At 59.6% G+C, this 25,935-nt stretch carries 24 protein-coding genes; 10 read left to right on the top strand and 14 right to left on the bottom strand.

Going from position 1 to position 25,935, the window contains the following annotated elements:
* Positions 1–2,361: a TonB-dependent receptor gene (locus CKW26_RS00325; protein WP_095047066.1), complete on the bottom strand. Its 2,361-nt coding sequence runs from the start codon at positions 2,359–2,361 to the stop codon at positions 1–3.
* A 165-nt stretch (positions 2,362–2,526) separates the two neighbouring features.
* Here CKW26_RS00325 and CKW26_RS00320 point away from each other — a divergent pair, with 165 nt between their 5' ends.
* Both CKW26_RS00320 and CKW26_RS00315 read left to right on the top strand, forming a co-directional pair.
* Positions 2,527–3,471 (top strand): LysR family transcriptional regulator, encoded by a 945-nt coding sequence (locus CKW26_RS00320; RefSeq protein ID WP_095047065.1) that lies wholly within the window; start codon positions 2,527–2,529, stop codon positions 3,469–3,471.
* Positions 3,472–3,686: 215 nt separating this feature from the next.
* On the top strand, positions 3,687–5,303 hold the full coding sequence (locus tag CKW26_RS00315) for an alkaline phosphatase family protein (RefSeq protein ID WP_095047064.1): 1,617 nt from the start codon (positions 3,687–3,689) through the stop codon (positions 5,301–5,303).
* Between the two features lie 211 nt (positions 5,304–5,514).
* On the opposite strand, the gene CKW26_RS00310 is transcribed toward CKW26_RS00315, so the two are convergent.
* The gene (locus tag CKW26_RS00310; protein WP_095047063.1) at positions 5,515–6,423 is read right to left on the bottom strand and encodes a TauD/TfdA family dioxygenase; all 909 of its coding nucleotides are present in this window, start codon (positions 6,421–6,423) and stop codon (positions 5,515–5,517) included.
* A gap of 183 nt (positions 6,424–6,606) precedes the next feature.
* Between CKW26_RS00310 and CKW26_RS00305 the strand changes: the two genes are divergently transcribed.
* Complete coding sequence (locus tag CKW26_RS00305) at positions 6,607–7,527, top strand: LysR family transcriptional regulator (RefSeq protein WP_093440454.1); 921 nt, start codon at positions 6,607–6,609, stop codon at positions 7,525–7,527.
* A 117-nt stretch (positions 7,528–7,644) separates the two neighbouring features.
* Here CKW26_RS00305 and CKW26_RS00300 read toward each other — a convergent pair whose 3' ends face one another.
* A complete protein-coding gene (locus CKW26_RS00300; RefSeq protein WP_095047062.1) occupies positions 7,645–8,658 on the bottom strand; it encodes an ABC transporter substrate-binding protein in 1,014 nt (337 codons plus the stop codon).
* Positions 8,659–9,054: 396 nt separating this feature from the next.
* Between CKW26_RS00300 and CKW26_RS00295 the strand changes: the two genes are divergently transcribed.
* From CKW26_RS00295 to CKW26_RS00285, 3 genes are read left to right on the top strand one after another with little or no spacing between them, the layout of a single operon-like run.
* Positions 9,055–10,653 (top strand): ABC transporter permease, encoded by a 1,599-nt coding sequence (locus tag CKW26_RS00295; protein ID WP_095047061.1) that lies wholly within the window; start codon positions 9,055–9,057, stop codon positions 10,651–10,653.
* Entirely contained in the window at positions 10,650–11,465 is an 816-nt protein-coding gene (locus CKW26_RS00290; protein ID WP_038359705.1) for an ABC transporter ATP-binding protein, read from the top strand. Before CKW26_RS00295 ends, CKW26_RS00290 begins: the two co-directional genes overlap by 4 nt.
* A 14-nt stretch (positions 11,466–11,479) precedes the next feature.
* On the top strand, positions 11,480–13,090 hold the full coding sequence (locus CKW26_RS00285; RefSeq protein WP_095047060.1) for an arylsulfatase: 1,611 nt from the start codon (positions 11,480–11,482) through the stop codon (positions 13,088–13,090).
* 230 nt (positions 13,091–13,320) lie between these two features.
* On the opposite strand, the gene CKW26_RS00280 is transcribed toward CKW26_RS00285, so the two are convergent.
* Positions 13,321–14,391 carry a fatty acid desaturase gene (locus CKW26_RS00280; RefSeq protein WP_095047059.1) on the bottom strand — a complete coding sequence of 357 codons (1,071 nt, stop codon included), beginning with the start codon at positions 14,389–14,391 and terminating at the stop codon, positions 13,321–13,323.
* A gap of 100 nt (positions 14,392–14,491) precedes the next feature.
* On the opposite strand from CKW26_RS00280, the gene CKW26_RS00275 reads away from it, so the two are divergent.
* Positions 14,492–15,496, top strand: a complete 1,005-nt coding sequence (locus tag CKW26_RS00275; protein ID WP_095047058.1) for an AraC family transcriptional regulator — start codon at positions 14,492–14,494, stop codon at positions 15,494–15,496.
* Positions 15,497–15,499: 3 nt separating this feature from the next.
* Here CKW26_RS00275 and CKW26_RS00270 read toward each other — a convergent pair whose 3' ends face one another.
* The 4 genes from CKW26_RS00270 to CKW26_RS00255 form a co-directional block, all read right to left on the bottom strand.
* Positions 15,500–16,723, bottom strand: coding sequence for a type II toxin-antitoxin system HipA family toxin (locus CKW26_RS00270; protein WP_095047057.1), 1,224 nt, complete (start codon positions 16,721–16,723; stop codon positions 15,500–15,502).
* Positions 16,716–16,964 carry a helix-turn-helix domain-containing protein gene (locus CKW26_RS00265; RefSeq protein ID WP_095047056.1) on the bottom strand — a complete coding sequence of 83 codons (249 nt, stop codon included), beginning with the start codon at positions 16,962–16,964 and terminating at the stop codon, positions 16,716–16,718. Before CKW26_RS00265 ends, CKW26_RS00270 begins: the two co-directional genes overlap by 8 nt.
* Positions 16,965–17,074: 110 nt before the next feature.
* The gene (locus CKW26_RS00260; protein WP_095047055.1) at positions 17,075–18,463 is read right to left on the bottom strand and encodes a heavy metal sensor histidine kinase; all 1,389 of its coding nucleotides are present in this window, start codon (positions 18,461–18,463) and stop codon (positions 17,075–17,077) included.
* On the bottom strand, positions 18,453–19,133 hold the full coding sequence (locus tag CKW26_RS00255) for a heavy metal response regulator transcription factor (RefSeq protein ID WP_016987597.1): 681 nt from the start codon (positions 19,131–19,133) through the stop codon (positions 18,453–18,455). Before CKW26_RS00255 ends, CKW26_RS00260 begins: the two co-directional genes overlap by 11 nt.
* A 136-nt stretch (positions 19,134–19,269) precedes the next feature.
* Here CKW26_RS00255 and CKW26_RS00250 point away from each other — a divergent pair, with 136 nt between their 5' ends.
* Both CKW26_RS00250 and uraH read left to right on the top strand, forming a co-directional pair.
* Positions 19,270–19,755, top strand: coding sequence for a heme-binding protein (locus tag CKW26_RS00250; RefSeq protein WP_095047054.1), 486 nt, complete (start codon positions 19,270–19,272; stop codon positions 19,753–19,755).
* Positions 19,756–19,767: 12 nt separating this feature from the next.
* Positions 19,768–20,178 (top strand): hydroxyisourate hydrolase, encoded by a 411-nt coding sequence (gene uraH, locus CKW26_RS00245; protein ID WP_038367220.1) that lies wholly within the window; start codon positions 19,768–19,770, stop codon positions 20,176–20,178.
* Positions 20,179–20,303: 125 nt separating this feature from the next.
* Here uraH and CKW26_RS00240 read toward each other — a convergent pair whose 3' ends face one another.
* Positions 20,304–20,981 carry a Crp/Fnr family transcriptional regulator gene (locus tag CKW26_RS00240; protein ID WP_093440412.1) on the bottom strand — a complete coding sequence of 226 codons (678 nt, stop codon included), beginning with the start codon at positions 20,979–20,981 and terminating at the stop codon, positions 20,304–20,306.
* Between the two features lie 84 nt (positions 20,982–21,065).
* Between CKW26_RS00240 and CKW26_RS00235 the strand changes: the two genes are divergently transcribed.
* Positions 21,066–21,590: a DUF962 domain-containing protein gene (locus CKW26_RS00235; protein WP_095047053.1), complete on the top strand. Its 525-nt coding sequence runs from the start codon at positions 21,066–21,068 to the stop codon at positions 21,588–21,590.
* Between the two features lie 117 nt (positions 21,591–21,707).
* On the opposite strand, the gene CKW26_RS00230 is transcribed toward CKW26_RS00235, so the two are convergent.
* From CKW26_RS00230 to oscA, 5 genes are all read right to left on the bottom strand, one after another.
* Complete coding sequence (locus CKW26_RS00230) at positions 21,708–22,697, bottom strand: sulfate/molybdate ABC transporter ATP-binding protein (RefSeq protein ID WP_034151825.1); 990 nt, start codon at positions 22,695–22,697, stop codon at positions 21,708–21,710.
* Between the two features lie 3 nt (positions 22,698–22,700).
* The gene (gene cysW, locus CKW26_RS00225) at positions 22,701–23,573 is read right to left on the bottom strand and encodes a sulfate ABC transporter permease subunit CysW (protein ID WP_038367233.1); all 873 of its coding nucleotides are present in this window, start codon (positions 23,571–23,573) and stop codon (positions 22,701–22,703) included.
* Between the two features lie 13 nt (positions 23,574–23,586).
* Positions 23,587–24,405, bottom strand: a complete 819-nt coding sequence (cysT, locus tag CKW26_RS00220) for a sulfate ABC transporter permease subunit CysT (protein WP_038367238.1) — start codon at positions 24,403–24,405, stop codon at positions 23,587–23,589.
* A 185-nt stretch (positions 24,406–24,590) separates the two neighbouring features.
* On the bottom strand, positions 24,591–25,604 hold the full coding sequence (locus CKW26_RS00215) for a sulfate ABC transporter substrate-binding protein (protein ID WP_034151823.1): 1,014 nt from the start codon (positions 25,602–25,604) through the stop codon (positions 24,591–24,593).
* A 135-nt stretch (positions 25,605–25,739) separates the two neighbouring features.
* Complete coding sequence (oscA, locus tag CKW26_RS00210) at positions 25,740–25,922, bottom strand: sulfur starvation response protein OscA (RefSeq protein WP_034151822.1); 183 nt, start codon at positions 25,920–25,922, stop codon at positions 25,740–25,742.
* Between the last annotated feature and the right edge of the window lie 13 nt (positions 25,923–25,935).

Raw genomic sequence — 25,935 nt, 5'->3', positions numbered from 1 at the left:
TCAGAAGTCGTAGCGACCGGTGACGCCGAGGGTGCGCGGTGTGCCGAGCAGGCCTTCATAGCCGCCGTTGCCGCCCGTCCACAGAGTCGTGTAGTAGGTTTTGTCGAAAGCGTTTTTCAGCCACAGCGACACGTCCCACTGGCCTTGGTTGAAGTCGCCGCGCAGGCCGGTGGAAAAGTTGACCACGGCGTAACTCGGGATCTGGCCGTAGTCGGAATCCTCGACTGTGCCGACGGCTTTGGAGCGGAATGCATAGCTCGCGGTGACGTAGGGTTCGAAGCCGTTATCCAGATTCCATTTGTATTCGCCGTTGGCGTTGCCGATCCACTTCGAAGCGCCGACCACTTGATGACCGCTGAGGTCGCATGAGGCTGGAGCACCCGGTGCCTGGCTGACTTCCGGCGGGCACGGGGCATCCTTGTACGAGAGGTAGCTGACGTCGTTGTAGGAGCCGTTGATGTTCAGGGTCAGGCCGCGCAGCGGGATCACCGTGCTTTCGAACTCGACGCCGCGCGAACGCACGGAGCCGGCGTTGGTCAGGTATTGCACGCGGTTTTCCGCGTCGTAGGCGTTGGTCTGGTAAGCGTTGACCTGCGTCCAGAAGACGTTGGCGTTGAGTTGCAGACGGTGGTCCCACAGCGTGCTCTTGAAGCCAAGTTCGGCGTTGTTCGCGCGTTCGGTGCCGATCAGCAGCGAATCGGCACCCGCTACCGGAGCGGAACCGACGGCGAGGTTGACCCCGCCGGATTTCTCGCCGTGGGATAACGTGGCGTAGCCGAGCACATCGTCGGTGATCCGGTAGCTGAGATTGAGCAGCCCGGAGGGACTGGAGCTGTACTGATTCAAGTCGCCGGAATCGTAAGCGCCGGCACGACCGCGTCGCGCCGTGGCCGCAGCGCCCGTTACGGCGGCACCACCGAGCGGCGCATCGCGGGTGACCCAGGCAGATTTCTCCTCATACGTGCCACGCACCCCGGCGGTGAAATCCAGCCGCTCGGTAAGGTGCCAGGTGCCTTGGGCGAACAATGCAAAACTGTCGGTCTTGATATGGCCGTTGCCGACACTGGTGACGTTGGCCAGCGCACCGGGCGCCGTACCATTCCAGATATCGGCTTGCGGGCCGTAATAGGCGAAGGATTTATTGTCCAGATCCGAGCCGAAGTAGTACGCGCCTACGACGTAATCGAAGAACTCACCCTTGGGCGAGGCCAGGCGAAATTCCTGCGAGTACTGTTTGTCCTCCACCGACACCCCGGCGTTGTAGCTCGCCGGCACGTTGAGGCCGTCGTCGTTGCGCGGAGTGAAATTCCAGAAGCGATAGGAGCTGATCGAAGTCAGCGTGAAGTCGCTCGGAAGCGTCCAGTTGGCTTCCACCGACGTGCCACCCTGATGCACGGTAACGTGCTGGTCGTTGTCCAGATTGACCTTGCGGTGTGAGCCGTTGACCAATGTTGCGCCGGCCGCGTTGGCGCGCGACTGATAGAGATTGACGCCATTGATGGTCGGCCCGGTGTTGTAGAGCACGCGGGTGCCGGCGCTGGAATCCTCCTCGTTGTAGTCACCGATCCAGCGCAGATTGAAATCTTCATTGGGCTTGAACAGCAGTTGCGCGCGGAAGCCCTCGCGCGAGCCGCCATTCAAATCATGGCCGTCGTATTCGTTTTTGATGTCACCGTCACTGCGTGTGCGATAGGCCGAAAAACGCCCAGCCAATTGATCGTTGAGCGGGCCGGAAATGGTGCCCTTGGTCTGGAAATAACCGTCCTCGCCGACCGAGGTTTCGATGCTGCGCTCAGGGGTGAAGGTTGGCGCGCGGGTGCTGATGTTGATCACCCCGGCGGTGGTGTTTTTGCCGAACAACGTGCCCTGCGGCCCACGCAAGACTTCGAGCTGTTCGATATCCATCAGGTCAAACACCGCCATCCCCGGGCGGCCCAGATAGACGTTGTCGATGTACAGGCCAACGCTGCCTTCCAGGCCATCGCTGGCCGGGTTATTACCGAGGCCGCGGATCGATACGCTGGACTGCCGTGCGTGCATGTAGGCGACGTTGACGCTGGGCACCAGTTGCTGCAAATCCTGAATCCGGTAGACCCGCTGCGTCTCCAGATTCTGCCCGCTGACCACGCTCATTGGCGTTGGTACATCTTGCGAGCTTTCTTCGCGGCGGCGGGTGGTGACGGTCACGGTTTCCAGTTGCGAACTGTTGGCGGCAGGCTTGCCGGCCGGCACCGGCGCCGGGGTTTCGGAGTCGGCGGCGTAACCGTGAGTCCAGCTCGCGCTCCCTGCCAGCAACAGGGCCAGAGGCAGGCGTTTGAGCCGTCGTGGCGTTAGGGGTGACGCAAGGTTCAACGGACTCATGGCGCGGCTCCTGGTCAAAAAACACACAGACATCTTTAGCGCTGCATATTCTTTTAAGTTATTTATTTATGTATTTACAGATATTTACTGCATAAGAGATTGCCTTTATAAGGAGTCGACCTAATGCATATCCAATGCATTTCCCGGATATTTTTTATGTGAAAAATGCATATCGACTTGCGTCAACTTCGTCACTTCATCGCCCTGGCTGAACAACGCAGCTTCGTCGCCGGCGCGCAGGCGGTGAACCTGTCGCAGTCGGCGTTCAGCCGCAGCATTCAGGCGCTGGAGCACAGCGTCGGCTGTCAGTTGGTTGACCGTGGGCGCAAGGAATTACCGCCGACCAAACAGGGCCAGGTGTTGCTGGAGCACGCACGGCGACTGGTCAGTGGTGCGCAGCAGATGGCCAACGAGATCAGTCAGTTCAATGGGCTGGAGGCGGGGGAATTACGCTTCGGTTGTGGGCCGGCGCCAGCGGCGGGTTTGATCCCTCGGGCGATTGGCAGCTTCATCGGCCGCTATCCGAAAGCGCGGGTGCAGTTTCAGGTCGATGACTGGCAGAGCCTGAGCAAGCGACTGATGAGCGAGGAGTTCGAGTTCTTTGTCGCGGACACACGCTACTTCGAGGCGGATCCGGATTATCTGACGCACCGCTTGCGGCCGCGTAAATGGCATTTCTGTTGTCGTGCGGGGCATCCGCTGGCGGGTTTCGATAAGGTCAGCGCCGAGCAATTGATGAGCTATCCGCTGGCTGTGAGCATTCGCCCGCCGAACTTGCGCAAGGTCATCGTTGACCTCAGTGGGCGGCCGGATTTCACCCCCAATGTCGAATGTGAAAACAGTTCGAGTCTGCTCAGTGTGGTGCTGCGCTCGGATGCGATCGGCATTGTCGGGGCATATTCCGATGCGCTGCATCAAGCCAAGGGAGAGTTGGTGTGTTTGCGCATTGAAGGGTTGGCGGATGATCTTGAGGAGTTGTACACCCGCTATGGGATTGTCAGCCGCGCGGGGTATCGGTTGTCGCCGTTGGCCGAGGCAATGATCGAGCAGATAAAAGAGATTGATCAGCAGGATGAGGAGGTTTGCTCGCTGCAGAATCTCGCTGTCTGATCCAGCGCTATCGCTGGCAAGCCAGCTCCCACATGATTCGCGCCGAGCACAAACCATGTGAACACCCCTAATACTTGTGGGAGCTGGCTTGCCAGCGATAGCGGCAGTGCAGGCGCCGATGCATTTCCTGCATAAAACCCATTCCCCAAATGCACTTGCCGAACACCCCCACCGAAAGCGAAAACCCTCGCCTGTCCCATTGACCGGTGAACCCCATGCCCACCCCGCCAAACACCGTGCACAACGTGCTGTACATCATGTGCGATCAACTGCGCCGCGATTACCTGTCCTGCTACGGCCATCCGCATCTGCACACACCGAATATCGATCGCCTCGCCGCTGCCGGCGTGCGTTTCAGCCGCGCCTACACCCAAGGCACGATTTGCGGCCCGTCGCGGATGTCGGCCTACACCGGACGCTATGTCAGCAGCCATCAAGTGGCGTGGAACGCCGTGCCGTTGCCGCTGGAAGAACTGACCATCGGCGATTACCTGCGCCCGCACGGCATTCGTACTGCGCTGGTCGGCAAGACCCACGCCACGGCGAATGTCGATGCCTTGCAACGCCTGGCAATCAATCCCGAAAGCGAACAGGCCGAAATCCTCAACGAAGTCGGTTTCGAACCTTACATGCGCCACGACGGCATCTACCCCGACGACCCGCTGTTCGACGACAAACGCGAATCCGCGCCCTACACCCATTACCTGCGCGAGCAGGGTTTCGACGGCAAAAACCCCTGGCACGACTGGGCCAACGCCGCCGAAGGCGAGCACGGTGAAATCCTCAGCGGCTGGCAAATGCGTCATTCGAATTTGCCAGCACGAATTCCCGAGCAACACTCAGAGACTGTCTACACTACAAATCGAGCCATCGACTTCATCACCGAGCAAGGCGAGAAATCGTGGTGTTTACACCTTTCCTATATCAAACCGCACTGGCCCTACATCGTACCAGCGCCGTACCACGCTTTGTACAGTACGAAATCGATTCTCGAAGCGATCCGCGCGACACCCTCCGAAGCCAGTAAACACCCCGTATACACTGCCTTTCGCCAGCATGAGGAAAGCCTCAACTTTTCCCGCGATTCAGTACGATTGACTGTAATCCCTACGTACATGGGTCTGATCAAGCAGGTGGATGATCAACTCGGACGGCTGTTCGACTTTTTGCAGAGCAACGGTCGCTGGGATGACACATTGATCGTGTTCACCAGCGATCACGGCGACTTTCTCGGTGATCACTGGTTGGGCGAGAAGGAGTTTTTGCTGGAGCAGGCGGTGGGCGTGCCGTTGATCGTGCGTGATCCTCGGGCGGCGGCGGATGTCACGCGCGGCACGGTGGAAGATCGACTGGCGGAAACCATCGATGCATTGCCGACCTTTCTTGAAGCACTGGGATTGCCGGGGGCGGAGCATCGGCTTGAAGGGCGTTCGTTAATCCCGCTTCTGCACGGCGAAAATCCGCACTGGCGCCGCTATGCAATCAGCGAATACGACTATGCCTTCCAGGCGCCGGCGCGGGAGCGTCTGGGCCAGCCGATCGATCGTTGCCGGATGACCATGGTGCGCAGCGAGCGCTGGAAATACCTGGCGTACGACGGCTTTCGGCCGCAGCTGTTTGATCTGTTGAATGATCCGCAGGAGTTGCGGGATTTGGGCGAGGATCCGGCGTATGCGGCGGTGCGCGAGGAGCATGCAGGGTATTTGTTTGAGTGGGTGCGGGGGTTGAAGCGGCGCACGACCATCAGTCATCAGGAAATTGATTTGCGCGGGCAGCGGTTTCGTTATGGTGAGCCGGAGTCGGAGAAGGTTGTTCAGATTGGTGTCTGGTAGCGGGAAGAGCCCCTCACCCTAACCCTCTCCCAGAGGGAGAGGGGACTGAATGGGGGATATTTCAGAGGTACACCGACCTGATCCAGCTTCATCGAATCCATAATCGATAGGGTCTTTCAGGTCGATGCATAACGCGAGACAACTCGGTCGGCTCCCTCTCCCTCGGGGAGAGGGCTGGGCGGGCGGCGTTCCGATGAGGGGCTTTTGATCTTTAATCACGACCCTTGATGGTCTGACTACGCTGCCCATTCGCGCCCACCGGCACTTCACCCTTCAACGTCACCCGACGCACCACCCGATCCTGCGTGCCGTAATCATCAATCGCATAATGCTGCGTCGAGCGGTTATCCCAGATCGCCACATCACCGGCCTTCCAGCGCCAGCGCACGATGTTTTCCTGGCGAATCACATGGCTCTGCAACAGCCCGAACAGATGCGCCGAATCCGCTTGCGAGTAACCCTTGATGCGTTTGACGAAATGCCCCAGCAGCAAGCTCTTCTCACCGCTGATCGGGTGCACGCGCACCACCGGATGCTCAGTCTCGTAAACGGTCGACGTGAAGACCTTGCGATAGCGCTCAAGCTTCTCCGCCGAGACGTCCGGCTTGGCGCTGGCGTAGTCATATTCGTTGCTGTGCACGGCGACCAGTTTGTCGGCCAGCTCACGCAGTTCGGTCGGCAAGCCGTTGTACGCCGTCGCGGTGTTGGCCCACAGGGTGTCGCCGCCGAATGCCGGCGCGACGACCGAGCGCAGGATCGAGGCTTTCGGGTAGGCGTCGACGAAAGTCACGTCGGTGTGCCAGGAGTTGGCGCGCTGGCCCTCGGCACCGTCCAGCTCCAGCAGATAACGCGTGCCTTCGCGCGACGGCACGGTAGGGTGCGCCACCGGCTCGCCGAGCAAATGGGCGAAGGCTTCCTGACGCTGATCATCGAGTTGGGTCTGCTCACGGAAGAACACGACTTTGTACTGAACCAGCGCCTGTTGAATGGCTTCGACGGTGGCGGCGCCCAGCTCACCGGACAGGTGCACGCCACGGATCTCGGCGCCGATACGACCGGCGACCGGATGAATCTCCAGCGCGTGGACAGCGGGTTTTACTGCGAGTGCGGCATTGCTCATGGGTAGACCCTCATCGACTGCTTACGGTTTTTAACGGCAGCGAAACAACGCTCTATCTATATTCCATTTACATCTAATAGATATTCACATGCTTCGTTGACGGAATAAGAGCTTGCATTTAAAACCTCTAGCAACCCTCGTCGCAAATGCCTTCGAGCTATTTTTAGGATGCCGGAAAAGCATATGGATCTTCGCCAGTTGCGTTACTTCATCGCCCTCAACGAACACCGCAGTTTTGTCCGCGCGGCCGACGCGATGGGCATCACTCAACCGGCGTTCAGCCGCAGTATTCAAGGGCTCGAGCAGGAGTTCGGCTGCGTGCTGGTGGATCGCGGCAACAAGGATTTGCGCCCTACACCCGAGGGCCAAGTGGTGCTGCAACACGCCCTGAGCTTGGTGCAAGGCGCGGCGCTGCTCAGTGCCGAAGTGACGCAGATGACCAAGCTCGATGCCGGTGAAGTGCACTTCGGTTGCGGCCCGGCGCCAGCAGTGAAACTGGTGCCGGACGCCGTGGCGCAATTCATCAACGCGCACCCGAAAGTGCGCACCTGTTTTCAGGTGGATAACTGGGAAAAACTCAGCCGCGCGTTGAGCCGTGAAGAGATCGAATTCTTTATCGCCGACATTCGCCATTTCGAGTCCGATCCGAACTTCCAGACCCAGGCACTGACACCCAAACGCGGGGTATTTTTCTGCCGCCCGGGACACCCGTTGCTGGCCAAGGAAAGCCTGTCGACCAACGACATGTTCGACTATCCGCTGGCGACCACGCTGATCCCGCCGGGGATTCGCAAATTATTGGCGAACCTCAGCGGCCGCATCGATTTTTCCCCGACCATCGAGACCGAGCATTTTCCGGCGCTGGTGAAGGTGGTGCTGCAATCGAATGCGATTGGCGTCGGTACGGAAGAGGCGTTTGTCGAGGACATTGCCAAGGGTTCGCTGGTGTTGCTGCACTGGCGTAATTTGCCGCAGAACCTGGAGAGCATGAATGCGCGTTGCGGGATTGTCAGTCGTACCGGGTTTCGCCTGTCGCCGGCGGCACGGGCGATGATCGAGACATTGGTGGCGGTGGATCGGCAGGAAATCAGCGTCGCTGTTTAAGGGGATCGTTCCCACGCTCTGCGTGGGAATGCAGCCCGGGACGCTCCGCGTCCCAAAGTGGACGCAGAGCGTCCATTGATGCGTTCCCACGCAGAGCGTGGGAACGATCGGTGTACGTTAGAGCTTGGCCGCTGCCAGCTCAGGCGCCACCCAATCATTCACCTTGAACGGCTTGCGAATCAGCTTCTGCTGCGCCGCCAGATCCACTTTGTCCTGCAGGCTGCCAAGGAACACCGGATCCAGCGTCGACGGGAACACTTCGCTCAACCTCTGATCCTGCAGATCCTGGGTCAGGATCACCGGCGGATAGCTGGCCAAACCCGAGACCAGTTGCACGTAAGCGGCCTTGTTGCCGTCCTGCGTCAGCCACTCCACGGCCTGTTGTTGCGCCTTGAGCAACTTGGCCACCGCCTCCGGGTGCGCGTCGACAAACTTGCCCGTGCCGACCAATACCGACTGCACGCTGCCTGCGCCACCGAGATCCTTAGTGTTCAGCGGCAACTCGGCCAGCCCCTTGGCCTGCAATGCGGTCAACCCGGAGCTGCCCCATGACGCATCGATCTGCTTGGCTGCCAACGCCGCGACCGCTGCATTGAAATCCAGATTGATGACTTTCAGATCCTTCTCGCTCAGGCCCTGGCTTGCCAGCGCCGCATCAAACGACAACTGCGTCGCGGTGCCACGGAAGATCGCCACGCGCTTGCCCTTGAGATCCTGCAAAGTTTTGATCCCCGAACCCGGTACCACCCCCAAATACTGCTTCACCCCACGCGCACTGGCGCTGAGCAAGCGAGTATCCAGGCCATTGGACTTGCCGATGATTGCCGCCAGATCGCCGAGATACGCCAGATCAACCTGACCGTTGGCAAACGCCTCATTGATCACCGGTCCCGCACCTTTGAAGAAACTCCACTGAATCTTGATGCCCTGATCGGCAAAGGCCTTTTCGAAGATCTGCTGATCACGCAGCACGTCGACCACACCGCCGCCACTGTGTTGAGTCCCCGCGCTCAGGTCGGGCACGGCGATTCTGATTTCCTTGAGTTCGTCGGCATGCGCGGTAAACGCCAGCAGGCCCACCAGAGCAGGAACGGCAAACAGACTGAAAACACGTTTGAAGGGGAGGTTCATGGGTGCTGCTCCTTGATCACGACGGGCGTTGAGGAGCCGAAAGTAGGCCGAATGACTACCTACGCTTAAATACTATAAATGCACATTTTTATAGCTTTTAGCGCTAAGCGAGCAGCGCCGGGGCTCGCAGCGGCGTATGCATTAACAGCATCGAAAATATTCTTCGAATGCATTGGATGCGTGTGGGCTGGAGGCCTTAAATGGCGCTGCTTATCTCTAAAAACAACTTATTGAAGATTATTTATAACCATTAGCTCTTAGTTAATACCGCAAGAGATCGCAGCCTTCGGCAGCTCCTACAGGGGTCAATTCAAGGACGCATTCCCCCGTGGGAGCTGCCGAAGGCTGCGATCTTTTGATCTTGATCTTGAGCCAACCCGACAACGGAGGTCACCCATGGCCCGCCAATCCTTGCTCAGTCTTCCACTCCCCGCGCCGCCGCTGAAAAGCCGCCGTACCTGGCCCAGCCTGAACCAGCGCCTGTTGCCATGGCTGCTGCCGCTCAGCTTGTTCGCCCTATGGTGGCTGGCCGCAAGCAATGAATGGATGAGCGAGCAGATCTTGCCGGCGCCGTCGCTGGTCTGGAACAGCGCTGTCGAGCTGTCTCAAGGCGAGTTATGGAGCCATTTGTGGATCAGCCTGCAGCGTTTGTTCTGGGGCCTGCTTGCCGGGGTTTCGGCCGGTGCATTGCTCGGCGCAGCACTGGGCTTCAGTCAGCGTCTTGAACGTTTGATCTTCCCGACCTTCGCCGGCCTGTCGCAAATACCGACGCTGGCGTGGATTCCATTGTTCATGGTGTTTTTCGGCATCGGCGAAGTGCTGAAACTGGTGGTGCTGATCAAAGCGATCGTGGTGCCGGTGACCCTGCACACATTGGTCGGCGTAAGAGATGCCCAGCCGAAATTGCGTGAAGCCGCCGCTGTTCTGCGCCTGCCACCACGCCTGCTGATTCGGCGCCTGGTATTGCCCGCCGCCCTCCCCGCGTTCATGGCTGGCGTGCGCCTGGCGCTGGCCGCCGGCTGGACGTCGTTGCTGGCCGTCGAACTGCTGGCTTCCAGTGAAGGCATCGGCTACCTGATGGTCTGGGCGCGACAACTGTTCATGCTCGACATCGTTTTCGTCTGCATCGTCGTCATCGGTTTGATCGGCGTGGCGATGGATCGCGGCATCGGTCTGCTGGACAAGAAACTGGTGCACTGGCCGCATCCGGCCACCGCCGAAATTCGTCGCGGCCCGCGTTATGACGGCTGGCAGCGGCTGCAACCGTGGCTGCTACCGCTGGGCTTGTTGGCACTGTGGCAATTGGCAAGTGACCAACAGTGGGTCGACGCCAATATTCTGGTCAGCCCATTGGCCGTTTTGAGCACGGCTTGGGCTGGCGTGCTCGACGGCACGTTGATCAGCGGCATGGCCCTCAGTCTCGGCCGCACACTTGGTGGCCTGTTGCTCGGCGGCGGTCTCGGATTTGCCTTGGGCCTGCTGCTGGGTCTGTCGAACATCAGCGAACGCCTGCTCGGCCCGACCCTCGCGGCCATCCGCCAGATCGCCATTTTCGCCTGGGTGCCGCTGCTCACCGCATGGTTCGGTCTCGGCGAATTGGCCAAGTGGGTGTTCGTCGCCCTTGCCGCCTTCTTCCCGCTGTTTATCGCCACGCAACGCAGCGTCGCCAATCTCTCACCGCAACTCAACGAAGCCGCACAAGTGCTGCGCCTGAGCCTCGGCCAGCGTCTGCGTCGACTGGTACTGCCGGGCGCCGCACCGGGGATTTTCGCCGGGCTCAGACTGAGCCTGATCTACGCCTGGCTCGGCACCATCGGCGCCGAATATTTCATGCCATCCAATGGCGGCATCGGCAGCCAGATGATTGGCGCACAACAACTGCTGCGCATGGACCTGATCATGGCCGGCATGCTTTTCGTCGGTCTCACCGGCGCCCTGCTCAACCTCATTGGCCAACGCCTGGAAATTCGCGCGACCCGCTGGAGACACGCATGAACGCACCGATTGTCAGCTTCAATCACGTAGGCAAATCCTTCGACGTCGACGGTTTCGAACTGGAGGCGATTCGCGAATTCAACCTCGACATTGCCGAGGGCGAATTCGTCGCCATTGTCGGCTCCAGCGGCTGTGGCAAATCGACCTTGCTGCGCTTGTTGGTGGGCCTTGATACGCAGTTTCGCGGGCAGATTACCGTGGATGGCAAAGCCGTCAGCGGCATCGGCGGCGAACGTGGCATTGTCTTTCAGGAACACCGTTTATTCCCGTGGCTGACCGTCGCCGACAACATCGGTCTGGGTCTGGTCAACGAGCCGCTGAGCGCTGCGCAGAAGCAACAACGGATCAACGACTTCATCGATCTGGTCGGCCTGCGCGATTTCACTCGCGCCTATCCGCACCAGCTCTCCGGCGGCATGGCCCAGCGTGTGGCGATTGCTCGCGGCCTCGTCGCCAGCCCGCGCATTCTGCTACTCGACGAACCCTTCGGTGCCCTTGATGCACTGACCCGCCAGCAGATGCAGGACGAGCTGTTGGCGATTCGCGAGCGCGCAAAAATCACCACGATCCTCGTCACCCATGACGTCGAAGAAGCGATCTTCCTCGCCGACCGCGTGGTGGTGATGGAGCCGCGTCCGGGACGGATCAAGCAGGTGGTCGACATCGCCCTGCCCCATCCGCGCCAGCGCAGCAGTTTCGACTTCCATCAGTTGCGTGAAGAGCTGCTGCACGAGCTGACCAGTGACGACCATTACCAACCGAGCGTGCCGGTGCAGATCCGCGATCTGCCGCTGACGTTCATTGCCTGCTGAACAGGAGTTTTGCGATGCCGCAACGTCCCAACTTTCTGGTGATTCTGGCCGACGATTTAGGCTTCTCCGACATCGGTGCGTTCGGCGGCGAAATCGCCACGCCGCACCTTGATGCCCTGGCCAACAATGGCCTGCGCCTCACCGATTTTCATACCGCACCGACCTGCTCGCCGACCCGCTCGATGCTGCTGACCGGCACCGACCACCACATCGCAGGGATCGGCACCATGGCCGAAACGCTGACGCCGGAACTGATCGGTAAACCGGGTTATGAGGGCTATCTCAACGATCGGGTGGTGGCGCTGCCGGAGTTGCTGCGCGAGGCCGGTTATCAAACATTGATGAGCGGCAAATGGCACCTCGGTTTGAAGGCTGAATTGGCGCCCCATGCGCGAGGTTTCGAGCGTTCGTTTTCGCTGCTGCCGGGCGCGGCCAACCATTACGGTTTCGAGCCAACCTACGATGAGCAAACACCCGGCCTGCTGAAATCCACTCCGGCGCTGTACATCGAAAACGATATGTTTCTCGACGAATTGCCGAAGGATTTCTATTCCTCCGATGCCTTCGGCGACAAGTTGCTGCAGTACCTCAAGGAGCGTGACCAGACCCGGCCGTTCTTCGCCTATTTGCCGTTCTCCGCGCCGCACTGGCCGCTGCAGGCGCCCGCCGACATCGTCGAGAAATACCGTGGCCGCTATGACGCCGGCCCTGAAGTGCTGCGCCTGGAACGCCTGGAAAAACTCAAAGCCCTCGACCTGATCGAACCAGACGTCGAGCCGCATCCACTGATTCAGTTGACCCAGCGGTGGGACGCGTTGAGCGATGAGCAAAAACAGATTTCCGCACGGGCCATGGAAGTCTACGCGGCGATGGTCGAGCGCATGGACTGGAACATCGGTCGGGTTGTCGATTATCTGCGCCAGCAGGGGCAGCTCGATAACACGTTCATCCTGTTCATGTCGGACAACGGTGCCGAAGGTGCGCTGCTTGAAGCGTTCCCCAAATTCGGTCCGGAACTGGTGACGTACCTCAGCCAGCATTACGACAACAGCCTCGACAACATTGGCCGGGCTAACTCCTATGTCTGGTACGGGCCGAACTGGGCACAGGTGGCGACCGCACCGTCACGGTTGTTCAAGGCGTTTACCACTGAAGGCGGGATTCGCGTGCCGGCGCTGTTGCACTATCCGCAATTGGCGATCAAAGGGCAGATCAGCCATGGTTTCGGCACGGTGATGGACGTCACACCGACGATTCTCGATCTGGCGGGTGTGCGGCATCCGGGCAAGTTGTGGCACGGAAAACCGGTCGCACCGTTACGTGGCAAATCGTGGCTGGGGTTCTTGTCGGGTGAGACTGCGCAGGTGCATGACGAGCACACGGTGACGGGGTGGGAATTGTTCGGGCGTCGGGCGATTCGCCAGGGGTCGTGGAAAGCGGTGTGGATCCCCGGGCCGGTCGGGCCGGCGACCTGGCAGCTGTATGACTTGAGCAGTGATCCGGGGGAAATTCATGATCTGGCGTTGAGTCGGCCGGAGAAGCTCAGCGCGTTGATCGGGCATTGGCAGCAGTATGTCGAGGAGACCGGGGTGATTCTCAGTGAGTCGCCGTTTCAGCCGGATTGAGGCGAAGATCAAAAGCCCCTCATCGGAACGCCGCCCGCCCATCCCTCTCCCGGAGGGAGAGGGGGCCGACCGAGGTGTCTTTCGCTATACATCGACCTGAAAAATCGGGTCGATTATGGATTCACTGAGGAACATTCAGGTCGGCGTACTTCCCCAATATCCCCCAATCGGTCCCCTCTCCCTCTGGGCGGTCCGACGTTTCGGGAGGGCTAGGGTGAGGGCGCCTTCTGTCAGGCCTCCACCGCCTCACCAGACACCGCAACTTCATCCCGACGAACAAACCGGTTCGCCCGCCCAAACGTGCCGAAATCATTGAACCGCACACCCATCTCACGCATCACCTTATGCGCCACCGGTACCGTCATTTGGCGAATATAAAACGGCTCCTTCACGACAAAATGATGAATCCCGTGACTGCTGCCAAAGTTGAAGCAGAACGCCTGCAACGGCCACAACCACCAAGGGTTCAATACCTGACACTGCTGCAACACATTACCCAACTCGACATCGCCGTAGTAATGCATGTTCGAGCTGATGAAGTGCAGGCAAAAGGTGCGCAACACGTTCGGGCCGATGATCACCACGGCGGCGATATCGATTACCTGCATCACCGATAACGTCGTCGCTGACCATTCAATCGGCGCACCCAGCAGATACGCAATGCCATTGGCCGCATGAAAACCGAGAAACACATACCACGCGCCCCAATGCACCAGCGCCAGCGGCGCGTAGACCTTGAGCGTGCGCTTGATGATGCTGAACTTGTGCGCCCAGGTTTTGGCTCGCAGCATGCGGATGAACGCCGACATCACGTTGTCGCCAACCATCAGCAAACGTGCAAAACCCCACGGTTCGCCGTTGGTGATCGCGCGCTCTTCCATGTCGGTTTCAGTGCCGGAGACCTTGTGGTGATTGAGGTGCAGATGGCGACGAATCCACGGATTGATCGTGCTCGGTCGCGCCAGCCACACCAACCCCATCATCAAATTGTGCGGCACGCGTTGCTTGCGGAAATACATGCTGTGGATCAGGTCGTGTTCCAGCTCATGGGTCAACGAAGCAAAAAACGCGTTGAGCAACAAGCACACCCACCACGCCATATGGCCGGTGATGTACAGCGCCGCCGAACCGATCATCCCGATCAGGGCAAAGGCCAGAATCCCCGCGCCCAGCGCATCCTGATGCTTGAGAATCGGGTAGCGTTCGCGCAGTTCGACGCCTTTGGCCAGCACCACTTGGCGAATATGCGCTGATCGCTGGGCCGCATTGTGTCGTTGGGGACTTGCAGAAGTACCGTCCATGCTTCCATCCTCGGGTTTATGATGTTCGCATCGTGCCTCGCCAACGCTTCAATTGCGGTAGCCGAGAACGCCAACCTGTTGACCGGAAGCGCCAATCAGCATGAAGGAACCGACCTCCCTCGCCAGCTGGACCCGTGCCTTGCGCAAGCAACTCGATGCGTTGGGGCTGGACAGCATTGCCCTGTGTCAACAGGCCGGGCTCGATCCGAGCTTGATGGATGATCCCAACGCGCGCTATCCACTGTCCGGCACCACGCGCCTGTGGGAAATTGCCGTGCAGGTCAGCGGCGACCCGGCGATTGGCTTGCGCGTGTCACGCTTCGTCAGTCCAACTACGTTCCACGCGCTCGGTTATGCACTGGTGGCCAGCGGTAGCCTGCGTGAAGTGTTCGAACGCATCGTGCGCTATCACCCGGTGGTCAGCGATGCGCTGGAACTGGAGCTGAGTCGTGGCGACGACCGCTATCAATTTCGTCTGAAAATTCCGTCAGGCAATCCCGCGCCAGCCTTCGAAGCCATCGACGCCTTCACCGCGATCTACGTGCGCACCTGCCGTAATCGCCTTGGCCGTGATTACGCACCGTTGGCTGTGTACCTGCGCCGCCCGGAACCGATCGATGCGCACCAATGGCACAAAGTCTTTCGCGCTCCGGTGCATTTCGGCTGCCTCGAGGATCGCCTGGAGTTCGCCCTCGCCGACTTCGACAGCCACCTCGACGACGCCAATCCGGAACTCGCCGAACACAATGAAGCGGTGCTCAAACGCACCATGGCCCAGCTCCAGCCGCTAACCTGGGAACGCAAAGTGCGCGATGCGATTGAAGAACAATTACCGGAAGGTGAACCAAGTGCAGAGCGCATTGCCCAGGCCTTGCACCTGAGTTTGCGCAGCCTGCAAAGGCACTTGGCGGATGAGGGTTGTCGCTTCGACACATTGCTCAATGAGAGCCGTGAGAATCTGGCGCTGCTGCACCTGCGCGATCCGCAGTGCTCGTTGAGTGAGGTGAGTTATTTGCTCGGGTTCGCCGACACCAGCAGTTTCAGCCGCGCGTTCAAACGCTGGACGGGGCTGACGCCGGGGCAGTTTCGTGATGGGTTGCGCTGATCGTCAGCCTTTAGCCAGACTGCGTTCCATACCGGATGACCATTGTTCGATCATCGCAGCACCCATTGCGGCGAACGCCGGATGACTGGCGCCGTACTCCGCCATTTCGCCCATTGCCACCTGCATACCGTTAGCGACTTGCTGCAGTAATTGATTACAACGCGCCTCCGTCAGATTGCAGGCCGTACGACCGAACCGCATCAGCATTTTGTGCTTGGGCCAAGCCTTCGAGCCACCCAAGAGCAACGCCATACTGTCGTTCTTTATGTAGACCGATGTGGTGATGATGTCGTATGCGGGCGCGAGTCTGATTGACGATTCCTCGCCGCAGCTTTCGTAAAGCACGCCGAAGTTTTTTAAATGCGCGTCGCCGTTTTTCAGGCCTGCAGACAACGCCACAATTTTGAAAAATGCTTCGAGCGCATGATTGAGCAGCGCGGGTGAAACAAACGCTTTGATCTGCCGGGCTGCGCCTTCGTAAGAACCATCGTATTTGGCTTTCGACGGCCAACCGTTGAGCACGCAAAAGTCCTCAAAACCCAGGTAGCCCGAAGCGCTCAAATCAAAGCGCTCGATAACCAGAAACTTGCCATGTTCGCTGAGCTCGAACTTCGGTACTTCTAGCCCGCAGTGTTGCGCGGCACGCATGCAAAAGTACTCGTTGGTTGCCAGCTGCGGATATTCATCGGCGCGAAAAGCTTTAACCAAGTGAGTGGATCCGCGATGAGTCAGACGATCAATCGCAGCCGCACTGTCACGCACCAGCACTTTGGGCTGCACCCCAGACACTCCGGAATACTGGCCATAGGTTTGCAACAGATCCTCGAACAAGCCTTGCGCTCCATCGTGCACTAGCAGATCGGCCAGCGATGTTTCACGCGGGCGATCCGTCAACGATGCGCTGGCAATGGATAACTGACCGAGCTGATAGGGGCCGACAATGGCCAGCAATGCAAAGTCATCGAAGCCGCGAACCGCTTTGCTGAAGCGCCGAACCAGCTCATCACGAAGGGCACCTTCGGGCAGATTCATCTCGAAAACCGGATGAATGCCATGCTCCCAACCATAACTTTCCAGCCGGGACGGCATTGTCAGTGACACGGCATTTTCAGCACTGGTTTCTTCGCGGTAACTGAAGACGCTGTGGACTCGATCTTTCCCGCGCGCCAACGTTCCCACCGCTTGCCCGCCGACACAGACGTTTAATCGATCCGACGACTCACTCATGGAAGTTGGCCTTTTGTAGCGTATCGAGTGTCGGGCGGCGAGACTGACGTGGAACCGCTGTCAGCTCATAGCCAAACCCGTTAAGGATCGCTTCGACTTTGCGCAGGCCGATTTCGGCAATGGTGTTGTTTTCGATCCCCGAAATCGTCGCGCGGCTCATTCCGTATTGCTGAGCCAGCGCCTGCTGGGTCATTTTGTTTGCCTTGCGCAGGGCTTTGATCAATTCGCCAAGATGTTCCATGCGATTTCCTGCATCAAATACGGTGCAAATTAAGATATTTGTTTATTTTGCATCGAATTTGATGCGGCCATTCGACAAGATTAGCCTAATTACAAGTGATCAAGAACTACTCAATTGCTCACCATAAACCCCAACTCAAAAACGGTGCCGTCAGCATCACTGCTGACCCGCACCTGCCCACCATGCAACTGCATGATCGACTGCACAATCGCCAACCCCAACCCACCGGAATCCCCCGGCTCTGCCCGTGCAGGATCGACGCGATAGAAACGGTCGAACAGTTTGCCCAGATGCTCCGACGCAATGGCCGGGCCATGGTTGTGCACTTGTAACCAGCACCAGCCCGACTCGTCACGCCGGCGCAGGCTGATCACGGTTTCGGAGTCAGCATGACGCACGGCATTGGCCAGCAAGTTGCCCAGCGCCCGTTGCAGCAACTGCTGATCGGCACGCAGTTCGCCATGCAGTTGATTGTCCAGCCGCAGGTCGCGGTCATCCGCCAACGCTTCAAAATAATCACACAGCTCACCACCAACGCTGCACAAATCCAGAGTTTGCAGATTGAGCGCGCGCTCGGCCTGCTCGGCGCGGGCAAGGAACATCAGGTTTTCCGCCATGCGCTTGAGCCGTTCGAACTCTTCCATGTTCGAGGCGAGGACTTCCTGATACTCCTCGGTGCTGCGCGGATGATTCAGCGCCTGACCGTTGCTCGCCAACAAGGTGTGCAGCGGCGTACGTATCTCGTGGGCGAGATCGGCGGAAAACTGCGAGAGGCGCTGCACGCTGTCGTCCAGCCGCGCCAGCATGCCGTTGAGCGCCTGCACCGGCTCAAGTAGTTCGGCGGGCGTGCCGTTGGCGGGCAAGCGTTGATCGAGGCTACGCAGATCGATACCGCGTACCGCTTCGCTCAACTGCCGCAACGGTCGCAGGCCACGGCGTAGCAACAGCAAGCCCAAGGCAAAGGCGAGCAACGCACCGAGGCCAACCGACAGGTACAAGCGCATGCGATAGCTGCCGAGCATCTGTTCGCGCTCGCTAAGCACTTTGCCGGCGATCACGGTCAGCGGTTCGCCGTTCGGCCCCTGCGCTTCGCCGGACAACAGCGCGAGTTCGGCACCGTCCGGCGCTTGCCACGTCAACACATCACGGCGCTGCGGCGTTTGCTCGCGGGGGATCGCGCTCAGCGCGGGCAACTCGCGTTGCCGTGGATTGATCGCGATCACGCTCGATCCGTCGGCGCGGCGCACCAGCAACAGGCTGTCGAGATTACCGAGCATGTTCTGATACAGCCGTGGCCGCGCCTGCAAGGCATCGAGGCTGTCGCTGTCAGCGAGCAACGCGCGCACTTGCTCCAGTCGACCGAGCAACGCGAGGTCGTCGCGGTAGGCGATTTCCGAGGCCAGCGAACGGTAGAGAAACACACCGATAGCACTCAACACCACGGCGCAAACCAATGCGAACGCCAGCGCCAGGCGCCAGGCGATCGATCTAGAGCGCATCGTCGGGGGCTTCCAGTTGATAACCGACGCCGCGCACGGTGTGAATCAGTTTCGGCATGTACGGGTCATCGACTTTCGCACGCAAACGCCGCACCGCGACTTCGACCATGTTGGTGTCGCTGTCGAAATTCAGGTTCCACACCTGCGAGGCGATCAGCGTGCGCGACAGCACTTCGCCCTGACGACTGGCGAGCAATTGCAGCAAGGCGAACTCCTTGTTGGTCAGGGCGATGCGCTGGCCGCCGCGACTGACCCGGCGGCGCAACACATCGATTTCCAGATCGGCGATGGTGTACGACTCGGCTTCGCGCATCGGCCCGCGCCGCAACAACGTGCGCACCCGCGCGAGCAGTTCGGCGAAGGCGAAGGGCTTGAGCAGGTAATCATCGGCGCCCAGCTCGAGGCCGCGCACGCGATCTTCAATGGCGTCCTTGGCGGTCAGGAACAACACCGGCGTGGCGCCGCGCTGGCGGATCAGTTGCAGCAATTGCCAGCCATTGAGGCCGGGGAGCATCACGTCGAGGATGATCAGGTCATATTCCTGTTGCTCGATAAAGTAGCGCCCATCGAGGCCATTGAGCGCCACGTCCACGGCAAAACCCGACTCGCCCAGGCCCTTGGCGAGGAAATTCGCGGTTTTGGCTTCATCTTCTACGACCAGCAAACGCATGGCACACCTCGATTATTCAGACACACAGGCTAGGCGCCTTCGGCGGCGTTGCCCATTACAAACTTGTAATCAGACTGACGAGGTTCTGACGAAGACCGGCGATTAAGGTGTCGACCTTCGCTTTTGGAGCCTGTCCATGACCGTCAAATACCTTGTAGCCAGCCTGATGATCGGCCTCAGTGGCATCGCTGTCGCCAGTCCTGAGCTGCCGCGTCACGCTGATCTCGACCTGAAAACTGCACGGCTGCTCGCCGACACGGCAATGGCCAACTGCACCGGCACGGTGTCGGTGCTCGATCGGGGCGGCAATCTGTTGGTGACCCTGCGCGGCGACGGTGTCGGTCCGCACAACACCGCCGCCAGCCAACGCAAGGCGTATACCGCGCTGTCGACCAAAACCGCCACCCGGTTGTTCGCCGAACGTGCTCGCAGCAATCCGGAAACCGCCAACCTCAACACCCTCGATGAGTTGCTGTTGCTCGGCGGCGGGATCCCGCTGTTCCTCGGCACTGAACTGGTGGGGGCGATGGGCGTGGCCGGTTCCGGCGGCGGCGAGCAAGACGAAAACTGTGCGATCAAGGCTGCCGGGAAAACCGGTCTGGCCACTACCCGTTCCCAATAAGGAGATGCATCCATGAGCACTTTGCGCATGACCTTCGCCGCGCTCGGCCTGAGCGCTTTTTCCAGCCTGGCCCTGGCCGCCGGCAACCCGTTGAGCGTGCACGTGCTCAACCTGGAAAACGGCCTGCCGTCGCCGGGCATTAACGTGACCCTGGAAAAACACGTCGGCGAGAACTGGCAGCCTCTTGCTCAAGGCACGACCAATGAACAAGGGCGCATCGCCGAACTGTTCCCGGCCAAACAGCCTTTTGAAGCGGGTGAATACCGCGTGGTGTTCAAGACCGGCGAGTACTTCAAGAAGGTCAAGCACGACACGTTCTTCCCGGAGATCCCGGTGATCTTCGAAGTGAAGCAGACCGATCAGCATTACCACATCCCGCTGCTGCTCAGCCCGTACGGTTTCTCGACCTATCGCGGTTCCTGAGCCCTACACAAATGCCCCTGTAGGAGTGAGCCTGCCCGCGATAGCAATCTGTCAGTTGATCAATCTGTGACTGACAGACCGCTATCGCGAGCAGGCTCACTCCTACAATGGTTCGGTGTTAGATCCTAGATCGTGGCGAGAGCGCGCAATCGCATGGCATCAAGGATTTCGATCTCTCCATACCCGAGTCCGATAATCCCCTGCCCCTGCAAATCCTTGAGGATCTGGTTGGTGGTCTGCCGCGACAGCGACAGCATCGATGCCAACTGCTCCTGCGGCAGTTGCAGAACGCGGCGTGGCGCATCGAGCTCGCCGTAGCCTTCGGCAATCATCAGCAAGCGATGGGCCAAGCGTGCCGGGGCTGGCAGCAGGCTCAGTTGTTCGAGATTGATGAAGGTCAGGCGCAGTTTATGGCTCATCAGCAGCGCCAGATGCCGCCAGTACACCGGGTGTTCGTCGAGCAGTTTGAGCAACGTCGCCTGAGGGATATTGAGCAAGGTGCACGGCCCGACTGCATAGGCGTCATGGGTGCGCGGCTGGCCATCGAACAGGCAGATTTCGCCGAACCAGTGCGGCGCCTCGACCAGACTCAACAACGCCTCTTTGCCCTGCTCGCTCACCGCGCCTATACGCACGGCGCCGTCGAGCACCGCGTATAAACCGCACGGTGGATCACCGCGCTGGAACAGCCGCTGCCCTGCCGTCAGCCGCCGCTCCCGGGCCGTAGCCAACAGACTATCCTGAAAGGACGCCGGCAGATGACTGAACCACTGGCCGCTCATCAGCCGTGAACGTATTTGCATAAACACTCCTGGATTGTCGCCTGCCTGACAGAGCGAACCCTGATCCCGAGGGATGATGCGATCAACCCTACCGGAGGAACAACAATGAAAAGCCTCGTCGACCATCTGAGTCAATACGCCGCCTACCACCGTGATCCGCGTAATATCGCCAGCCACTTTATCGGCATTCCGCTGATCGTGGTGGCGGTGGCGGTTTTGTTGTCGCGGCCAGAATGGTCGCTGGGCGGCTTGTGGATATCTCCAGCCGTTGTCGTGGCGCTGGCCTCGGCGTGGTTTTATCTGCGTCTGGAGGTGAAGTTCGGGGTGCTGATGACGCTGCTGATGGGGCTGTCAGTCTGGGCCGGGCATGTGCTGGCGCAGCAGAGCACCATGGTCTGGCTGAGCAGTGGTCTGGCGATGTTTGTGGTCGGCTGGGTGATCCAGTTTGTCGGGCATCACTATGAAGGGCGCAAACCGGCGTTTGTCGATGATGTCTCGGGGCTGATTGTCGGGCCGTTGTTTGTCGTGGCCGAGGTGGCGTTCATGCTCGGCATGCGGCATGAATTGAAAGAGCAGATCGAGGCGCGGGCGGGGGTGGTACGAGTTAATCCGAATCGTGCGGCAATCTAGACTTCAACCCTGCTCGTTCCCACGCTCTGCGTGGGAACGCCGCCATGGACGCTCCGCGTCCACTGTGACGCGGAGCGTCACGGGATGCATTCCCACGCAGAGCGTGGGAACGATCAGTTAAAGGCTGGCGACTTTCTGCCAGACCTTCGGCTTGAAGAACAGAGTTTCACCCTTGGCCAAGCCGATCAGGCTGTCGTGGTCTTTCACCACTTCGGCCTCGATCAGATCCGTCTGCCCTTCGACCTTAAGCGTCACCCGCGTGGTCGCGCCCAACGGCCGAATGTCACGCACCTCAGCAGCGTGGTGATCTTCCAGCTCATGTTTGGACAGCGACACCTCATGCGGGCGGAACAGCACGTGGTTGTCGTCGCTCAACAGCAAGCGGTTCGAATCGCCGAGGAAGTGATAAACGAAATCGCTGGCCGGGTTTTCGTAGACGTCGCCCGGTGAGCCGATCTGCTCGATCACACCCTTGTTCATCACCACGATGCGGTCAGCGACTTCCATCGCTTCTTCCTGGTCGTGGGTCACGAATACCGAGGTCAGGTTGATGTCTTCGTGCAGGCGGGCGAGCCAGCGACGCAGCTCCTTACGCACCTTGGCATCGAGGGCGCCGAACGGCTCATCCAGCAGCAGCACTTTCGGCTCCACCGCCAGTGCGCGGGCCAAAGCAATACGCTGACGCTGACCGCCGGACAACTGCTCCGGATAACGATCCGACAGCCAGTCCAGCTGCACCATGTTCAGCAGCTCATGCACCTTGACCGCGATCTGGCTTTCGTTCGGACGCTGGTTTTTCGGTTTCATGCGCAAACCGAACGCGACGTTATCGAACACGGTCATGTGACGGAACAAGGCGTAGTGCTGGAACACGAAACCGACGTTGCGATCACGCACGTCGTGGCCGGAGACGTCTTCGCCGTGGAAGACAATGTTGCCGTTATCCGGGGTTTCCAAGCCGGCGATAATCCGCAGCAACGTGGTTTTGCCGCAGCCCGACGGGCCGAGCAATGCGACCAGTTCACCGCTGTGGATGTCCAGGCTGATGTTGTCCAGCGCCTTGAACGCATTGAAATTCTTGCTGACGTTACGCACTTCGATCGACATGAATTATTCCTCCGCGGCGCTGGCGCGCAGGCGGTTGATACGGTTTTCGCTCCACTGCTTGAGCAGCAGGATGAAGAGCGCCAGGATCAGCAACAGGCTCGCCACGGCGAACGCGGCCACGTGGTTGTATTCGTTGTAGAGGATCTCGACGTGCAGCGGCAAGGTGTTGGTCACCCCGCGAATGTGCCCGGAGACCACCGACACCGCACCGAATTCACCCATGGCCCGCGCGGTACATAGCACCACGCCATAGATCAGGCCCCACTTGATGTTCGGCACAGTGACATGCCAGAACATCTGCCAGCCATTGGCACCTAGCAGACGCGCGGCCTCCTCTTCCTGCGTGCCTTGTTCCTGCATCAGTGGAATCAGCTCACGAGCGACGAACGGCACGGTGACGAAAATCGTCGCCAGTACGATGCCCGGCAGGGCGAAGACAATCTGGATGTCGTGATCCTGCAGCCACGGCCCGAACAAGCCTTGTGCGCCGAACATCAGCACGTAGACCAGACCGGCGATTACCGGCGATACCGAGAACGGCAGGTCGATCAGGGTCACCAGCATGCTCTTGCCGCGGAACGAGTATTTACTCACGCACCACGCGGCGCTGACCCCGAACACCAGGTTCAGCGGTACCGAAATCAGCACGGCGAATACGGTGAGTTTCAGCGCCGAAAGCGCATCCGGCTCAAAGATCGCGGTGAAAAATGCGCCGAGGCCATTCTTCAAACCCTGCGATACCACGATGAATAACGGCAGCAACAGAAACAGGAAAAAGACCAGCCAGCCAAGGCCGATCAGGATTCTGCGCGAAGTGGCGCTGCCACGGCGTGCAGCGTTGGCCGAAGAGGCGGCCGCAATAGACGATTGGGACATGGTTCGCGCCTCCTTATGGGGTTTCGATGCGCCGCTGCAGCAAGTTGATCAGCAGCAACAGGACGAAGGAAACCACCAGCATCAGCACGCCGATGGCGGTAGCGCCGGTGTAATCGTATTGGTCGAGTTTGACCATGATCAGCAGCGGCAGGATCTCGGTTTTCATCGGCATGTTGCCGGCGATGAAAATCACCGAACCGTACTCACCGACGCCACGGGCGAAGGCCAGGGCAAAACCGGTCAGCCAAGCGGGCAACAATGCGGGAACGAGGATGTGGCGGAACACCTGCAAGGGTTTAGCACCGAGGCACGCGGCGGCTTCCTCGACTTCACGGGGAATGTCGGCCAGCACCGGCTGCACGGTACGCACCACAAACGGCAGAGTGACGAAGGTCAGCGCCAACGTGATACCCAGCGGGGTATAGGCAATCTTGAAACCGAGGTCAGCGGCGAATTGCCCGACCAGACCGGCCGGCGCATACAGCGCGGTCAGCGCGATACCGGCCACCGCTGTCGGCAGGGCGAACGGCAGATCGATCATCGCGTCGATCACCTTGCGCCCCGGGAAGGTGTAGCGCACCAGCACCCACGCCAGCAACGTACCGATGATGCCGTTGATGATCGCGGCACACAGCGCGGTGCCGAAGCTCAGCTTCAACGCGGCCAGCACCCGTGGTGCGGAGATGATCGTCCAGAACTGATCCCAGGTGAGTTGCGCGGCGTGGACGAACATCGCCGCCAGCGGGATAAGCACAATCAGGCTGAGGTACACCAAGGTGTAGCCCAGCGTCAGCCCGAAGCCGGGTATGACGGGGGAGATACGACGCGACATAAAAGTCCTTGGTTAAAAACGCATCAATGTGGGAGCGACGGTGCGACGATTCGACCTGCTCGCGAAGAGGGAGTATCAGTCAACATCCCTGTCGCCTGAAATACAGCCTTCGCGAGCAGGTCGAATCGTCGCACCGTCGCTCCCACATGTGGTGTGCCTAAACAGTAGGCTCGTTGTGGGTCAGATTACTGCGCCTGATAAATCTGGTCGAACACGCCACCGTCGTTGAAGAATTTCGGCTGCGCGGTTTTCCAGCCGCCGAAGTCCTTGTCGATGGTCACCAGTTCCAGTTTCGGGAACTGCTGAGCGTACTTGGCAGCAACGTCCTTATCACGCGGACGGTAGAAGTTCTTCGCGGCAATTTCCTGGCCGGCCGGGCTGTACAGGTGCTTCAGATAAGCTTCGGCGATCTGCTCGTTGCCTTTCTTCTCGGCGTTCTTGTCGACCACGGCCACTGGCGGCTCGGCGAGGATCGACAGCGAAGGCACGACGATGTCGAACTTGTCAGCGCCGCCATCTTCTTTCAGCGCCAGGAATGCTTCGTTTTCCCAGGCCAGCAACACGTCACCCTGACCGTTGTTGACGAAGGTGATGGTCGAACCGCGTGCACCGGTGTCGAGAATCGGCACGTGCTTGAACAGGGTCTGTACGTATTCTTTGGCTTTGGCTTCGTCACCGCCGTTGGCTTTCAGGCCGTAGGCCCAGGCGGCGAGGAAGTTCCAGCGGGCGCCGCCGGAGGTTTTCGGGTTCGGGGTGATCACCGAGACGTCGTTCTTGACCAGATCGCCCCAGTCCTTGATGCCTTTCGGGTTGCCCTTGCGCACCAAGAAGACGATGGTCGAGGTGTACGGCGTGCTCGCTTCCGGCAGACGCTTCTGCCAGTCGGCGGGCAGGGTCTTGCCGAGTTTGGCGATTTCGTCGATGTCGCCAGCCAAGGCCAGGGTCACGACGTCAGCGCGCAGACCGTCGATCACCGCACGGCCCTGCTTGCCCGAACCACCGTGGGATTGCTGGATTTTCACGGTGTCGCCGGCGTGATCTTTCTGCCAGAACTTGATGAATTCAGCGTTGTAGTCCTGATACAGCTCGCGCGTCGGGTCATACGACACGTTGAGCAGTTCGTAATCCTTGGCAACGGCGGAACCGGCAAACACAGCACTGGCCAGGGCGGCCAAAGCGTAACGGCGAATCGACGACATGGTGAAAGCTCCTGGAATTCTGGGTGGTGGCTTTTTCTTATGTATTTCGGGAATCGTGTTGTCGGTTCAAAGATCGCAGCCTTCGACAGCTCCTACGCACAGCCCCCTGTAGGAGCTGCCGCAGGCTGCGATCTTTTAGCCCGGTTGTTTGCCCGGTTGCTGCAAACGGAATTTCTCTTTGCGTTCGATCTGTACAACCTGGGCGTTGTGCACAGTGATCTCCACCGCGCCGAAACGCAGATCGCGCAGGGCGCTCTGGATTTCACGCAAGATGGTGGTTTCGTCCTGACCGTCAACGCTGCGAAGGGATGCGCTCATGGTGCTGCTCCTT

It is taken from the genome of Pseudomonas sp. Irchel s3h9 (genome assembly GCF_900187475.1).
Classification (GTDB): domain Bacteria; phylum Pseudomonadota; class Gammaproteobacteria; order Pseudomonadales; family Pseudomonadaceae; genus Aquipseudomonas; species Aquipseudomonas neuropathica.
This window is presented reverse-complemented; position numbering and strand designations above follow the sequence as displayed.

Coding starts and splice junctions, on each gene's coding strand:
- CKW26_RS00275 (WP_095047058.1), top strand. CDS start 14,492: ATGAAGGAACCGACCTCCCTCGCCAGCTGGACCCGTGCCTTGCGCAAG.
- CKW26_RS00215 (WP_034151823.1), bottom strand. CDS start 25,604: ATGTCGTCGATTCGCCGTTACGCTTTGGCCGCCCTGGCCAGTGCTGTG.
- CKW26_RS00235 (WP_095047053.1), top strand. CDS start 21,066: ATGAAAAGCCTCGTCGACCATCTGAGTCAATACGCCGCCTACCACCGT.
- CKW26_RS00260 (WP_095047055.1), bottom strand. CDS start 18,463: ATGCGCTCTAGATCGATCGCCTGGCGCCTGGCGCTGGCGTTCGCATTG.
- CKW26_RS00250 (WP_095047054.1), top strand. CDS start 19,270: ATGACCGTCAAATACCTTGTAGCCAGCCTGATGATCGGCCTCAGTGGC.
- CKW26_RS00285 (WP_095047060.1), top strand. CDS start 11,480: ATGCCGCAACGTCCCAACTTTCTGGTGATTCTGGCCGACGATTTAGGC.
- cysT (WP_038367238.1), bottom strand. CDS start 24,405: ATGTCGCGTCGTATCTCCCCCGTCATACCCGGCTTCGGGCTGACGCTG.
- cysW (WP_038367233.1), bottom strand. CDS start 23,573: ATGTCCCAATCGTCTATTGCGGCCGCCTCTTCGGCCAACGCTGCACGC.
- CKW26_RS00270 (WP_095047057.1), bottom strand. CDS start 16,723: ATGAGTGAGTCGTCGGATCGATTAAACGTCTGTGTCGGCGGGCAAGCG.
- CKW26_RS00310 (WP_095047063.1), bottom strand. CDS start 6,423: ATGAGCAATGCCGCACTCGCAGTAAAACCCGCTGTCCACGCGCTGGAG.
- oscA (WP_034151822.1), bottom strand. CDS start 25,922: ATGAGCGCATCCCTTCGCAGCGTTGACGGTCAGGACGAAACCACCATC.
- CKW26_RS00315 (WP_095047064.1), top strand. CDS start 3,687: ATGCCCACCCCGCCAAACACCGTGCACAACGTGCTGTACATCATGTGC.
- CKW26_RS00230 (WP_034151825.1), bottom strand. CDS start 22,697: ATGTCGATCGAAGTGCGTAACGTCAGCAAGAATTTCAATGCGTTCAAG.
- CKW26_RS00325 (WP_095047066.1), bottom strand. CDS start 2,361: ATGAGTCCGTTGAACCTTGCGTCACCCCTAACGCCACGACGGCTCAAA.
- CKW26_RS00240 (WP_093440412.1), bottom strand. CDS start 20,981: ATGCAAATACGTTCACGGCTGATGAGCGGCCAGTGGTTCAGTCATCTG.
- CKW26_RS00255 (WP_016987597.1), bottom strand. CDS start 19,133: ATGCGTTTGCTGGTCGTAGAAGATGAAGCCAAAACCGCGAATTTCCTC.
- CKW26_RS00290 (WP_038359705.1), top strand. CDS start 10,650: ATGAACGCACCGATTGTCAGCTTCAATCACGTAGGCAAATCCTTCGAC.
- CKW26_RS00300 (WP_095047062.1), bottom strand. CDS start 8,658: ATGAACCTCCCCTTCAAACGTGTTTTCAGTCTGTTTGCCGTTCCTGCT.
- CKW26_RS00265 (WP_095047056.1), bottom strand. CDS start 16,964: ATGGAACATCTTGGCGAATTGATCAAAGCCCTGCGCAAGGCAAACAAA.
- CKW26_RS00305 (WP_093440454.1), top strand. CDS start 6,607: ATGGATCTTCGCCAGTTGCGTTACTTCATCGCCCTCAACGAACACCGC.
- CKW26_RS00295 (WP_095047061.1), top strand. CDS start 9,055: ATGGCCCGCCAATCCTTGCTCAGTCTTCCACTCCCCGCGCCGCCGCTG.
- CKW26_RS00280 (WP_095047059.1), bottom strand. CDS start 14,391: ATGGACGGTACTTCTGCAAGTCCCCAACGACACAATGCGGCCCAGCGA.
- CKW26_RS00320 (WP_095047065.1), top strand. CDS start 2,527: ATGCATATCGACTTGCGTCAACTTCGTCACTTCATCGCCCTGGCTGAA.
- uraH (WP_038367220.1), top strand. CDS start 19,768: ATGAGCACTTTGCGCATGACCTTCGCCGCGCTCGGCCTGAGCGCTTTT.